At 50.3% G+C, this 14,030-nt stretch carries 11 protein-coding genes; 7 read left to right on the top strand and 4 right to left on the bottom strand.

Annotated elements, in window-relative coordinates; translation table 11 throughout:
- Positions 1-633: 633 nt before the first annotated feature.
- From CBW46_RS15020 to rlmN, 4 genes are all read left to right on the top strand, one after another.
- Positions 634-1,410: a TerC family protein gene (locus CBW46_RS15020; protein WP_089200812.1), complete on the top strand. Its 777-nt coding sequence runs from the start codon at positions 634-636 to the stop codon at positions 1,408-1,410.
- A gap of 293 nt (positions 1,411-1,703) precedes the next feature.
- Positions 1,704-2,669, top strand: a complete 966-nt coding sequence (locus CBW46_RS15015; RefSeq protein ID WP_089200811.1) for an aldo/keto reductase — start codon at positions 1,704-1,706, stop codon at positions 2,667-2,669.
- 452 nt (positions 2,670-3,121) lie between these two features.
- Complete coding sequence (locus CBW46_RS15010) at positions 3,122-4,585, top strand: protein adenylyltransferase SelO (protein ID WP_089200810.1); 1,464 nt, start codon at positions 3,122-3,124, stop codon at positions 4,583-4,585.
- 527 nt (positions 4,586-5,112) lie between these two features.
- Complete coding sequence (rlmN, locus tag CBW46_RS15005) at positions 5,113-6,213, top strand: dual-specificity RNA methyltransferase RlmN (protein WP_089200809.1); 1,101 nt, start codon at positions 5,113-5,115, stop codon at positions 6,211-6,213.
- 384 nt (positions 6,214-6,597) lie between these two features.
- Here rlmN and CBW46_RS15000 read toward each other — a convergent pair whose 3' ends face one another.
- Positions 6,598-8,424 carry a hypothetical protein gene (locus tag CBW46_RS15000; protein ID WP_089200808.1) on the bottom strand — a complete coding sequence of 609 codons (1,827 nt, stop codon included), beginning with the start codon at positions 8,422-8,424 and terminating at the stop codon, positions 6,598-6,600.
- A 6-nt stretch (positions 8,425-8,430) separates the two neighbouring features.
- Entirely contained in the window at positions 8,431-9,504 is a 1,074-nt protein-coding gene (locus tag CBW46_RS14995; protein ID WP_089200807.1) for a ParM/StbA family protein, read from the bottom strand.
- 325 nt (positions 9,505-9,829) lie between these two features.
- On the opposite strand from CBW46_RS14995, the gene CBW46_RS14990 reads away from it, so the two are divergent.
- The gene (locus CBW46_RS14990) at positions 9,830-10,042 is read left to right on the top strand and encodes a hypothetical protein (RefSeq protein WP_133253997.1); all 213 of its coding nucleotides are present in this window, start codon (positions 9,830-9,832) and stop codon (positions 10,040-10,042) included.
- Here the strand turns inward: CBW46_RS14990 and CBW46_RS14985 are convergent.
- Positions 10,034-10,930: a phosphotransferase gene (locus tag CBW46_RS14985; RefSeq protein ID WP_089200805.1), complete on the bottom strand. Its 897-nt coding sequence runs from the start codon at positions 10,928-10,930 to the stop codon at positions 10,034-10,036. The genes CBW46_RS14990 and CBW46_RS14985 overlap by 9 nt on opposite strands.
- A gap of 189 nt (positions 10,931-11,119) precedes the next feature.
- Here CBW46_RS14985 and CBW46_RS21375 point away from each other — a divergent pair, with 189 nt between their 5' ends.
- Positions 11,120-11,278 carry a hypothetical protein gene (locus CBW46_RS21375; RefSeq protein ID WP_165842328.1) on the top strand — a complete coding sequence of 53 codons (159 nt, stop codon included), beginning with the start codon at positions 11,120-11,122 and terminating at the stop codon, positions 11,276-11,278.
- A gap of 104 nt (positions 11,279-11,382) precedes the next feature.
- Here CBW46_RS21375 and gdhA read toward each other — a convergent pair whose 3' ends face one another.
- A complete protein-coding gene (gdhA, locus tag CBW46_RS14975; RefSeq protein WP_089200820.1) occupies positions 11,383-12,744 on the bottom strand; it encodes an NADP-specific glutamate dehydrogenase in 1,362 nt (453 codons plus the stop codon).
- Positions 12,745-13,008: 264 nt separating this feature from the next.
- Here gdhA and CBW46_RS14970 point away from each other — a divergent pair, with 264 nt between their 5' ends.
- Entirely contained in the window at positions 13,009-13,785 is a 777-nt protein-coding gene (locus tag CBW46_RS14970) for a formate/nitrite transporter family protein (RefSeq protein WP_089200803.1), read from the top strand.
- Positions 13,786-14,030 lie beyond the last annotated feature (245 nt).

Raw genomic sequence — 14,030 nt, 5'->3', positions numbered from 1 at the left:
CGGGTGTATTGAACCAAAGGGCACCGACCCGTAACGATAGCAAGACCGGCCTCCACCCCTTGGAAAGGCGTAACGAAGGAATGAGAGGGCAAAGACCCGTTGAGACATGGGAGTGAAAACCTCCAGGGGCGGCGTGGAGAATGCGTGCAGTAGATGGAAGTATATGGGATATTGCCCTCATCCTCTATTTCAGTGCGCCTTCATGTTGCCAAGGTCTATAGCGGGGGTTCACTTCCTAACTTTCTTCACTTTAACAAGGGTGAAATCCTGCGAATAAGCGAGCATGCGTGAGAAAACTGAATCGTACGGAGGGAGTTCAAGTCTCACAGAAAGAGGCCATCCGACAAAGGATCGCCTTAAAAACTTGCCGTCACAGACGGCGCGGGGAACCCTATCACAAGTAACGAAAAGTGTTATTGTTTAGTCTCGTATACAGCCTGGTTAAATATCATCGCGGGACGCGAAGTTCTGACAAGGTGAGACATTACTTGACAGCGGCAAAATGGTATAATATATTCGGACAAGCTAAAAAGCACCGTCACCACGGGAAAAAATCCCCCGGCGTGAACTGTGGTTGGGGTGAGAGCGAGAACTTTGTCATCACTTATTTTAACATAGAGAGGAGAAATACTGTTGGATTCACTTTGGTTGGAGTATGCATGGGCACTATTGATTCTTATTGGATTGGAAGGTTTGCTATCGGCGGATAATGCCCTCGTTCTGGCAGTTATCGCGAAGCATTTACCGCAGGAGCAGAAGAAGAAAGCTATCAATTATGGGATCGTAATGGCTTTTGTTTTCCGCTTCGCCGCTCTTTTTGCAATATCGTTTATCGCGAACGTATGGCAAATACAGGCGATCGGAGCTGCTTATCTTTTATATCTCGGGTTAAAGCACATACTCAAAGCCCGTTTCGGCAAGGAAAATGAGAACATTCGCGAGGACCTAAAGGAGGAGGCTGCAGGAAAAGGCTTCTGGCCAACAGTAGGAAAAATTGCTGTTGCCGACCTCGCCTTTGCGATTGACTCCATTCTTGCCGCAGTAGCTCTAGCACTTGGTCTCCCAGATTCACCGCTTGGCGATTTCGGTGGTATGGACGGAGGCAAATTCATGGTTGTCTTGCTTGGCGGAATCGCCGGGCTCATCCTGATCAAATTCGCCGCCGCATGGTTTGTAAAGCTTCTTGCCCAACGACCAGCCCTAGAGACCACGGCTTATGCGATCGTGGCATGGGTTGGTGTGAAGCTCGCTGTCATTACCCTGGCCCATGAAGATATTGGTGTGTTAGAGCATCATTTCCCGCATAGCACAGGCTGGACCGTTATCTTCTACGGTGTCTTGGTTGCGATAGCCCTTCTCGGTTGGTTTGCACCTGCGAATAAAAAACAGGCACAGGCTGAGCATTTATAGGTTTAAACATTCGGATTGCACTTCATTGCTGACGAGGCGGTCATCCCGTAACGGATGGCCGTTTTGCATGCACTAAGTTGCGCCGTTCAACGCTTAAGGCGAACCATCTATCCAAGGATGACCTTAAAACTCGCTGTTAATAGGCATCGCGAGGAACCTTACCGTAATCAACATCAAGTTTCGGACAACATTCAATTTTAGGATTTGACGAACAAGGTGGTATCAGGTAACGTAAAAACTACGCATTACTTGTAAGCCTTTCCATCTTAAAAAAAGAAAGCGAGGATTATCCTATGTCTGATTCTTTGCTGGCTCAGCGGCCTCTTGGCAAAACTGGCCTGTTTGTTTCACCACTGTGTGTTGGCGGCGCTCCACTCGGTGATATGCCTGAAACCTTTGCCTACAGCGCACCGGAAGAAAACGCGCTCGCCACTATTCGTGCTGCTTTTGCAAGTCCGATCAACTTCCTCGATACAGCTGCAGCCTATGGTGATGGTGAAAGCGAACGCCGCATTGGAAAGGTAATCAAACAGGACGGCGGACTTCCAGCGGGCTTTGTGCTCGCCACCAAAGCCGACCGGTGCTTGCAGACCGGTGACTTCAGCGGTGAACAAATGAAACGATCCATCGAAGGAAGCCTCCTCCGCTTGGGGCTAGATCGCCTGCAATATGTCTACATCCATGATCCGGAACATACTACATTTGAAAATGTAATGGGCCCGGGCGGACCACTTGCGGTGTTGAAAAACTTTAGGGATCAAGGAGTAATTGAGCACATTGGCATATCTGGAGGGCCAATTCAGATGCTCATTCGTTATGTGGAAACCGAAGAGTTTAGCGCTGTCGAGACGCATAACCGCTACACGCTACTAAATCGATCGGCTGACCCTCTGTTGGATGTCGCCAATCGTTTGGGTGTTGCGGTAATCAACGCAGCTCCCTATGGGAGTGGCATGTTGGCAAAAGGTCCGGATGCCTACGCCCGCTATGCCTACAGCGATGCACCGCCGTTATTGCTTGAGCGCGCACGCTCGTTTGCAAAAGTATGCCAGGATTACGATGTGCCCTTAGCCGCAGCAGCACTGCAATTCTCCATGCGCGATCCCCGTGTCACGAGTACTGTGGTTGGCATGACGAAGCCGGAAAGAGTCGCCCAGACGCTGGAGCTCGCCAGCTATCCCATTCCTTCCGAGCTTTGGCCTGCGCTAGACGCGATTGGATTTGACATGGACGATCCCGAAGCCAACCGATTTACATAAAAAATGCTATCGGATACTCATAATATGGTTGTCTCGAGAGAATACGTAGGAAAGAAGACAGCGCTGCTGAATCATTAAAAAGTACTTTTGGCGACAGCTAGCCTCAAATTACATATTAGATTATTCTAATGTTATACTCATGCTTAGGGCATCCACAGTGGGTGCCCTAAAATCGTCTGCCTGAAAGGTTACGGTGAACTAGCAACTCATTACTGTATTTTGGAGCAAGTTTCTTATCACACCGGACAATCCCGGCCATCAAGTTTCGCCCAACGCGTGCAGCGCCCGTTCGACACGCATAATTAATTTGCACAAGCAGACATAAAAAATAGGGCTGCATAGTGTTATTGTGGCATGCGGAACTAATAATAACAGCACACGCTGATGATTTTTGTTTAATATAAGAGAAACAGCTGTTTTACTGAAAGCCACGAATGGGAAAAGGAGACATTATGACACAGAGCAATCAAGCAGGTTGGAACTTTGACAACAGTTATGCCCGTCTGCCGAAGTTATTTTTTGCGCGAGAGAACCCGACTCCTGTACGTTCGCCGAAGTTGGTGATGCTAAATAATCGGTTAGCCGCAGAGTTGGGTTTGAATACTGCGGCGCTGCAAAGCGAAGATGGTGTTGCGGCGTTGGCTGGAAACCAGATTCCCGCGGGTGCTGAACCTCTTGCTCAAGCGTACGCGGGGCATCAATTCGGGCATTTTACGATGCTGGGGGACGGCCGAGCTGTGCTGCTGGGTGAGCAGGTTGCGCCACAAGGTGAGAGGTCTGATATTCAACTCAAGGGTGCAGGCAGGACGCCATATTCCCGCGGGGGGGATGGTCGAGCGGCGCTTGGACCGATGCTGCGTGAATACATCATCAGCGAAGCCATGCATGCGCTTGGTATTCCTACGACTCGCAGCCTGGCAGTCGTATCGACCGGCGAGCCGGTGTTCCGTGAAACAGAGCTGCCTGGTGCCATTCTGACGCGTGTTGCTGCCAGCCATGTGCGCGTCGGAACCTTTCAATATGCTGCAAATTGGGGAATGGTTGAGGAGCTCCGGACATTGGCTGATTACACGCTAAAGCGACATTTTCCAGATGTTGAAGCTGATGAGAACCGATATCTTTCACTGCTGCAGGCAGTAATCAAGCGTCAGGCGGAGCTTATTGCGAAATGGCAGTTGGTTGGCTTTATACACGGCGTTATGAACACCGACAACATGGCAATCAGCGGCGAAACGATAGATTATGGCCCGTGCGCCTTCATGGACACATATGATCCGGCGACGGTATTCAGTTCGATTGACGTTCAAGGACGTTACGCCTATGGCAATCAGCCGTCTATCGCCGGCTGGAACCTTGCCCGTTTTGCTGAAACCCTGCTTCCGCTGCTGCATGATAATCAGGAGCAGGCTGTGAAACTTGCTCAAGATAAGATTTCGGAATTTGCTGAGTTGTATCGCTCCAATTGGCGCGCGGGAATGAGAGCAAAGCTGGGGATATTCAGCGAAGAGCCGCAGGATGAAACCTTGATTAATGACCTGCTCAGTATGATGAAGCAGTACAGGGCGGATTACACCAACACCTTCCGCGCATTAACTTTCGACACGCAGGAGGATAACGTTTTGTTTGAGACTCCGGAGTTCGCTGAGTGGCGTGAGCGGTGGCAGGCAAGACTGGATAGACAGCCGGAATCGAAAGCTGATTCCCATCAATTGATGCGAAACAGTAATCCTGCCGTGATTCCGCGGAACCACCGGGTAGAAGCAGCACTGGAAGCCGCAGTGGAACAAGGAGACTACGGCGTGATGCAAAGGTTGTTGGATGTGCTATCGAACCCTTACGCACACGCCCCCGAACAGGCTGAGTACTGCACACTGCCTACATCAACATCCCCTTACCGAACCTTCTGCGGTACCTGACACTTTAAAAGAAATTTGAGAAAACAGGACGACACTCACTGCTAGTGTGCGATCGACTTGATGCTTTACTCAAATGTATTATTCGCGTAAAAAAACCATAATGCTGCCCCTCTTGGTTATGATGCCCTTACACTAATGGAAAAAAGCAAGCAATTTGCTCTGTCTATGTGGAGGGAGCACGGGGCAGCATTATTTTTGTTGCTTGTCTGACAAAGGAGTAACTTGGCCAATGTGGAAACACGTGAAACATAGGTGACGCTGCTATCGATAAGGTAGTTATTGTAACGGCAAGCTAAGGCTAACTGCCACGACGTTTTAGTCGAGGGCCACCTTCTTAGGACATCCGCGCCTCCATAACTCGGAGCACCACTACATGTCCAGCGAATCACTTCCAGCCCTTGTGTTAGGCCAAATATTCTGGGACAATAAAAATAAATATACCGATGTACAGGCTATGTACGTACGGATGTAGACGCTATGTGTGCAGATCACATGATTTTTGAAGTTTTTTGAAAAGAGGGTAACAAATGAAAAAAGAATCCATCTATGGATTGACATTCGATCAGCTGGCAGCTTGGTTGATGGAACAAGGGCAGAAAAAGTCTCGGGCCCAGCAAGTGTGGGATTGGCTATATCGGAAGCGGGTCGCGGACTTTTCAGAGATGATTGACGTTAATACAGAGTGCATCCAGCTATTGGAACAGCATTTTGATATAGCGACATTGGATGAGCATTTGCGGCAAGAGTCCGCCGACGGCACCGTGAAATTTTTGTTTCGACTGCAGGATGGAAATTTGATCGAAACTGTATTAATGCGCCATAAATTCGGCTTGTCCGTATGCGTTACTACGCAGGTTGGCTGCAATATTGGCTGCAGCTTCTGTGCGAGCGGGCTATTGAAAAAGAGCCGCGATTTGTCTGGCGGAGAAATCGTTGAGCAGATTATGAAGGTGCAGCTGCATCTCGATCAAGCGCGGCAGGATGAAAAAGTGAGCCACGTGGTGGTTATGGGAATTGGTGAGCCGTTCGATAATTATGCCAATCTATCAAACTTTTTACGTGTAATAAAGGATCACAAAGGCTTAGCAATTGGTCCAAGGCACATTACCGTGTCAACCAGTGGTCTGGCGGATAAAATTGTAGAATTTGCGGATTCCGATTTGCACGTCAACCTGGCGATCTCATTGCATGCGCCAAACAATGACTTGCGGACACGTATTATGAAAATTAACCGTGCGATTCCCATCGAGAAACTGATGGAGGCTATTGATTACTATCTGGAGAAAACGAATCGTCGAATCACGCTGGAGTATATTTTGCTCAAAGATGTGAATGATCGCAAGGAACATGCGTTGGAGCTTGTGGGTTTGATCGGGGACCAGCGTCGGCAGCTTGTAAATGTTAATTTGATACCGTATAATCCGGTGGATGAGCACAGCCAATATCAAAGAAGCGAGCAAGAATCGGTTAGGGCGTTCTATGATGCGCTAAAAAAGAAAGGCGTGAGCTGCAGTGTTCGCCTTGAACATGGGACGGATATTGACGCCGCATGCGGACAGTTGAGAAGTAAACAGATCAAAAAAGGAGCTAACAGCGATTCTGACGACAACCGCGTAGCTGTCGGATAGCAGTATTGTCGCCGCGGTACATCGGTTGACGGCAGGCGGCAGGATAGTGTAAAAACAGAACAAGCGCACCCACTGTAGATGTGGCTGCGCTTTTCGTTTTTTGTAGGTGCATTGAGACCCTAACACTAGGGCTGAAGCGGTTGCCGATATCGTTTTGAATAATTAGACTGGACGCATGCCGCTCTACTACGAACCCAGAACCGACGAAAGATCCGCGAAAAATACGCCGCCACGTCTAAACGGCGGCGATATTGCGGCACGCGTCGCCGCTCTGCCAATACTGCGGCAGACATCGCGCTCTGGCACTACTGCGGCACGCATCGCGCTCTGCCAGTAGTGTAGAGCGCAAACGTAGTGTCTGCGAGAGTATGGAAGGGAGCGTCCCTACAACAAGGCGAGCAGGCGTCCCATATCAGGCTTGTGTTTCGGAGTGGCGCTATCTTTTCTGGAAGCAGCTGCAGAGCTAGCATGCAGCGTGGGGCGCGGGTCACGTTCTGGTCTAGTAGGGAGGTGCTGCCGCGATGCCACACTCGGATCATGCGCTGCTTCCATGTGCGAGTGCTGGCTTGGTGTATGATGGCGACCATTGTCTGAGCTGCTGTCCGCTTGCTCGCACAGTTCATCATGGACACGCTGGCTGTAGACTCCGGGCGGATTCTCTGGCAAGCTGCTCTCCCAATCACGGTCCAGGCCGCGGTGCAGCGTTGATTGCGTGCCAGCACGTGGAGTCTGTTGTGATAGAGTGGGTCGTGCTGCGGCAGATGCGCTGGCAGATGCACCTGGCTGCAATCCGTTTCGCGGCTGATGGCCGGGTCGAACAGGCGCATTATTGTGCATTGCTGTGTGAGCATCTGCAGGCGCACTAAGTTGTGCGGAAGTGTGCGATACTGGCTGCGGCTCTGGTCCGGCGTGCACTGCTGTCGTTGCCTTCGCCACGGCTTGTGGCTCTGGTTGGGCATGGGCTGCTTCCGTCGGCTGTACAGACGCCAGCGGCTCCGATGCGGCATCGGCTATTGGTGCCGGCCACGTGCCAGCGTGCTGTTCCGGTCGAGCCTGCACCTCTTGCGTCAACTTCACCATCGGCTGATGCTCCGATGTGGCATGAGCCTGCGTTGGCTGTAAGGACGCCTGCGGCTCTGATGCGGCATGTGCTACTGGTGTGGGCCGCGTCACAGCATGCTGCTCCAGTCGAGCCTGCACCTCTTGCGTCGACTTGGCCATCGGCTGTTGCTCTGATGTGGCATGAGCCTTCGTTGGCTGTACGGACGCCTGCGGCTCTGATGCGGCATGTGCTACTGGCGTCGGCCGCGTCACAGCGTGCTGCTCCGGTCGAGCCTGCACCTCTTGCGTCGACTTCACCATCGGCTGATGCTCTGATGTGGCATGAGCCTTAGTTGGCTGTGCGACCACCTGCGGTTCTGATCCGGCATGTGCTACAACCGTTGGCTTCTCGGCCGTCTGCTGTGCCGGGGGAGCATGCTCTTCTTGCGTGGGGTTCACCGCAGCACGTTGCTTTAATCGCTCATTCAGTTGCGTGGGTGGAGCCTGTGTGTGTGCTCGATCATAAGCTTCTTGTGCCAGCTTCACATCATCATGTGTCGCTGCTGGATCATACACTTTCGTCTTCCCCTCGATGTCAGTCTGCTGCTTAAGAGCGTCATGCGTACCAGTGACCTGCGCGGCAATCTGCTGTACTGTCCCATCAGGCACTGCGATAGGGGCTGCCGCAGACGCTTGTGGCACTGCTGCATCACGCAATTCACTGTGTGGTTCCGCTTGTTCACCATGATGTGACCTGCTCTGCTGCACTGTGGCAGGCTGAATGTTCGGCGGATGTTGAGCCCCTTCAAGATGTGGTTGCCGGAATCCCAGCTCAGGCTGGCTCTGCAATTTTTCTATCAGAGCTGCCATGATTTGATTTACGGCATTTTCGATGCCATCCGCTGGAGCTGATGCCGCCCGGGCTTCCTTTTCGCGTATGGCCTCCAAGATGAAGGGAATGCCTTTCGACTGTATGAAGCGGTTGAGATGGGTGTACTGCTCTTCAAAGCCATTCAGCGTGCGATCAGCCTTTTCGATAAAGGCCTCTCGGCAAAAGCGGCCTAAGCGCCGAGTTTTCAAAAGTTGCCTATAATAGGAGAAATAACGATCAGCTTGGCCCTTGCCTTCAACGAAATTCAATTGAAAAACAATGGAATCACCTTTTTTCACCGTCTATCAACTCCTGGTTAGGAACATGTCTTGGTTGACAACATCCTCTGCCTCGTTACTTTTGGATAGCAGCAATCCGAATTTGAAGAAGCCTCTCGCGTTGGCGATCTGATGATCTTCTACCACGATGATGTCATTGATGAATCCCTTGAACCACGGTTCCATCAATTTGACACCCCCGCCGGTCAAAATGACCATGTCAAACTTGTTTCTGTTTCTCCAGCGTATTTGGATCTCATTGATGAGATATTCCGCCGTTTCGCGCACGATTCTTTCTTTTGCCTCTTGAATAGGTATGCTCAAGCGCCTGGAGGGTTTGTAAAACTCATTATCGAATTGGAGTTCTACGTTTTTCGGCGTGGCAAATGCGTCTGGATTCTCACTGTTGATGTAATCCGCCAAACGTTGATAAATCTCATGTACGCCCACTGGAATCGTATGTCGGTCATCTGGGATAGCTTTCAGGCAATCAATCCCGTCACAATCTGTAGTTCCGGAGCCGATATCGATGATACCAATGTACGAGCTTCCGATTTCTTTTCGATTCACGTAACCCTCATCATCGATGTACAGGTCGAGTATACTTCCAAGCGGCTGGGGCAAAATTTTGCATTCCTTCACGTTAATAAATTTATGTTTATCATTCATTTGCACAATGTGTCTGCCCTTAAATACTTTGCAAAGTTCATCCTCCTTGCGGGTACCCTTTTCTCGCGACGGACAACCGGTAACCAGCAGGACGTCGTGCGTGCCCTCGCCGTTGATAAGGCTGGCTAAGCCGAATTGGCTCAATAGCTTGTAGTATTTTTGTGAGTATCTGTCTTCGCTGGTGTAAGTGGACAGGAATTTACCCTTGCTTTTGTTCACTTCCGCCCCCCACACGTAACTTTCACCTTCATACAGACTTGACTGGAACTCATTGAACTCTGTGTGCCCGACACCTATGGAGTCTTCGCGTTGCACGCCTTCTTTTGTGAGAAAGCCGCTAGGCAGTACCATCCCTTGCATAGCAGTGCTGTAGCCTTTAAAATACCCGTTCCCATGGTCAATTGCCATTACGGTGAGCTTGTTTTTGCTCATGTGCTACCCCTCCGTGAAAAAGTTTGATTTCGTGCCTTCAATCTCGTGTCCATTTGATATGTTCAAAAACCGGGCTCGGCTGGTAGCGATTCGTTAGCGCCAGACCCGTAAGCTCCCGACAAAGGGTTTGATGTTTGGCATACCAAAATAATATGGCTGCCGGCTCAGTTTTGTGACAAATATCTAGCACCGTCTGTTTTGTTCTGGGAAAGCAGGAGGAGACCGCCGAGCGGCGGTGATGCGGAAGGATGGTAGGCGAGGCGAGACTGCGCATGGCTGTATCGGGAAGGAGCGAAGGGAGGCGTGCCTGGGAGGCGAACCGACTATGCTCTTTAAAATAATGGAAGGATACGCGAGGGGCGCTGTGACGATGGCGAACACACAGGAGTGCCGCATCTCAGCGCACAGTGAACAGAGCAGACAGGGTGGACGCCTATTGCTCGTAGCCGGAGCGAGGCGGCTTGGGGGACAACATGAAAAAGGGATGGACATGTTTAACATGCCATCCCCCTTTATGCAGCTGCTGCCGTTACAATAATGCTTTTAGTTCCCGCGTGTATTTTTTTAACTGTGCGGCGGTGGGAATGAGTCTTTTGGTTTGGGCAAGCCCTTTTGCCCGAAGGCTGCGAACGACGGGATACGGCGATATCAAAAGCGCGTGAAGCAAATGCAAATCAGATGCACCCAACTGCCGCTTCTTCTCATAACACTCTATTCCACGCAGCACCGCGCTGCCGTTCCAAGCGAAGTTACGATGAAGTACATGTGACAAGTCTGTCATTCTCAGATTTAATGAAGTGTTTTCAAAATCAATTAGATGTATTTTACCACAGTCATCCTTCACCAAATTGGAGTAGTTGTAATCGCCATGCACGATAGCGGACGCTCGCTGCTCTGCTTCAACCGCTGCTGTCAGCTTCGGCTGTTTCATTGCGTCTAACGCTTCATCGCACAGCTGGACGAGAGGCTTGGTCTCCGCGTGGTCACTTAGAGCCTCTTTGTATCTGCCTATGTCATGGCTCAAATTAGAGTATCTCACTCTGGACGGAGGCGCTTCCGTGTGCGGAAAGCCCTGTGCAGCTTCGTGAAAAATAGCCAGGGTTCTAAGTGTTGAATTGAACTCATGCCGGCGGTCAAAGTCAGGCTTGCGCCCGTTCACCCAGTTGGTCAGAGTGTAGTACGATCCGTTGTAATGTATATACGGTGTGTTTTTCGTGGTTGGGTATACCTTTTGCCCGCGCATATGCCCCTGTTTACGCAAGAAGGATAAGACCTGGGTAATGAAACGCACTTCTTCCTCCGGGAAGTCATATCCTTTCAGGCAGTAGACTGTTTTAGCCGTCCTTACCTTGTAGACATCACGCACTTTGGTGGTTTGCTTAATTTTGATGCCATACATCTGTTCTACACTTGCCCATATGCTCATTTCTTGTCTGCCACTTCCTTTCATGGAGTGAACCCATTTAACCTAGGTATTAGTTAGAATATTCGATTCGGCTGGATTGGTATGGACTCCGCTAGAAGAGTTGCATCCACATCCGAGCAACGCACTCACAGCAGCGGAGCATGCAACAACTTAAGCAGCAGAGCATGCACAGATGAAGTAACAGATGCTGTGACAGATGCAGTAACAGATGAAGTAACAGATGCAGTAACAGATGCAGTAACAGATCAAGTAACAGATGAAGTCGCAGTTGAAGTAACAGATGAGGTCGCAGATGAAGTGACAGATCAAGTAACAGATCAAATAACAGATGAAGTACAGATGAAGTGACAGATCAAGTAATTAAAAAAGGAAATAGAAAAAGACCCCTCAAACGTGAAGTTTGGAAGGGGTGTGACATCAGTGTAGAAATGTGTCAAGCTTTTGATATGCTCTTAAACAACGCCATGGGCGAGCATGGAGTCCGCCACTTTAATGAAGCCCGCGATATTCGCGCCGACAACGAGGTTGCCAGGATAGCCGTATTCCTCTGCCGCGCTGATCGAATTTCTATAAATGTTCTTCATGATGGCATGCAGTTTGTCATCCACTTCGTGGAACGACCAGGAGTATCTCATGCTGTTTTGTGCCATTTCAAGAGCAGATACCGCTACGCCGCCCGCGTTGGCAGCTTTCGCAGGTCCGAACAGCACATCCGCTTTCAGGAACACGTCGATAGCTTCCAACGTCGAAGGCATGTTAGCACCTTCTCCCACAGCTTTAACGCCGTTGGCGACCAGTGTTTCTGCCGATTGTGCGCTGATTTCATTTTGTGTCGCGCACGGAAGGGCGATATCACATGGAATGGACCATATGTTTTCGCAGCCCTCAGCATATACTGCGTTGGGATGTTCCTTGACGTATTCGCTGATGCGTTTTCTTTCCACTTCTTTCAAACGCTTCACCGTTTCGAAGTTGATGCCATCCGCGTCATATACGTATCCGTTCGAATCGCTGCACGCAACAACCTTTGCTCCTAGTTGAGTAGCCTTTTGAATAGCGTAGAGGGACACGTTACCTGAACCGGAGACAACAACGGTGCTGCCGTCAAAACTCAGCCCTTTGGATTTCAACATCTCTTCAACGAAGTACACGCAGCCGTATCCGGTAGCTTCCGTACGGGCTAGGCTGCCACCGTATAACAGACCCTTGCCAGTTAAGACGCCGGCCTCATGTCCGCCATGCAATCTTTTATATTGACCAAACATGTATCCGATCTCTCTCGCACCTACTCCGATGTCGCCGGCAGGCACGTCGGTATCGGAGCCGATGTATTTTGCTAATTCCGTCATGAAGCTTTGGGTAAACCTCATCACTTCGGCCTCGGATTTTCCTTTCGGATCGAAGTCGGAGCCGCCTTTGCCGCCGCCGATCGGCTGACCTGTCAGGGAGTTCTTGAACGTTTGCTCAAATCCAAGAAACTTAATGATGCTCGAGTTAACGGATGGGTGGAATCTCAATCCGCCCTTGTACGGTCCGATGGCGCTGTTGAATTGCACTCGGAAGCCGCGATTTACTTGAACTTGGCCTTGGTCGTCAACCCACGGAACTCGGAACGTGATTAATCGTTCAGGTTCAACGATTCTCTCAAGAATACCGTTCTCCATGTATTTAGGATGCTTAGCGATGACTGGAACTAAGGACTCTAGAATTTCTTTTACGGCTTGATGAAATTCGCTTTCATGAGGATTGCGCTGTACGACAGTCTCGTATACGGTTTGCACGTATTTTCTTGCCGTGACTTCTTGTTCGTTCATGGTTTGCAGATTACTCACGTGGGCTCGACCACCTTTGTCCAAAAAATAGTTTCGTATCAAATGCATTCCCCGAATAAAGAGAATATTGCTATTATATTTTTACATAGTCAGATGAAAGGGGCAAGATTTTTTTTGTAGTTTATGTGAAATTTCCAATATTTATGCATGCGCTTGCATGCCCGCACGCTCGCACAACCATTCCCATTCATTAACACACCCAAATATGGCAACCCTAACGGTAAATCATATTTGGAGGTAACAACCATGGGTTACAATACTCCACAACGGGTCGCGGAATTAAGCGTAGAGGCCGGTGTTCGAAAAGTGAGTTTACCGCTCCCCACCATGCTAGCGCTGGGTTTTTTGGCTGGTGCGTTTATCTCCCTAGGATATTTGTTAGATATTCGCGTGAGCGGAAACCTGCCACATGAGTGGGGAAGTTTCGCAGGCTTCTTAGGCGCGGCGGTGTTCCCGCTGGGACTGATACTAACGATCGTAGCGGGCGGTGAACTGCTGACTGGAAACATGATGCTGGTAGCTATGGCGACGCTCGCCGGCAAAGTGACAACAGGCCAGCTTGTGCGCAACTGGGTTTGGATCGGCTTAAGCAACTTCGTAGGTGCGGTGTTTGTCGCATATTTCTTTGGATACGTGGTTGGGTTGACCGCCGAAGGGCCGTATTTGGCCAAAACAGTAGCATTTTCGAACGCAAAGCTCGATGATACGTTCGGTCAGGCGTTTGTCTCCGGCATTGGCTGCAACTGGCTGGTCGGATTGGCCGTTTGGCTGGCCTACTGCGCCGACGATGTGGCAGGAAAGATTTGGGCTATATGGTGGCCGATCATGGGCTTCGTTGCGACCGGCTTTCAGCACGTGGTGGCCAATATGTTCGTTATTCCCGCAGCTATTTTCGTGGGGGAAGCCAGCTGGTGGGATTGGTTTATGAACTTCATACCAGTGCTGCTCGGGAACGCCGTCGGCGGTACGGTGTTTGTGTCCGTGTTTTATTGGATCAGCTACATCAAAGGCCGTACAATATAAGCAAGGGCGGGGCGCCCAGCATCGACTGAATGACAAGACCAGGCCCGGTCGGCAGCTTCTTTACCGCTGACACGGGCCGCTTTGTCTCCTGCCTGCAAAATTTAGATAAACATCTGTGGCGGCACGTCACTCGGTCAAAAACCGCTAACTTGTGAGTCGGCACCTTGATGCATTTGCATAAATATACAAGAATCTAGCATCTACTATGCCAGCGGCAGGGCGAAGGCGCCGCTCAGCCCCAGCTG

The sequence above is a fragment of the Paenibacillus xerothermodurans genome (assembly GCF_002220865.2).
GTDB classification, from domain to species: Bacteria; Bacillota; Bacilli; order Paenibacillales; family NBRC-103111; genus Paenibacillus_S; species Paenibacillus_S xerothermodurans.
Note: the sequence above shows the minus strand (reverse complement) of the source record. Positions and strands in the feature narration are given on the sequence as shown.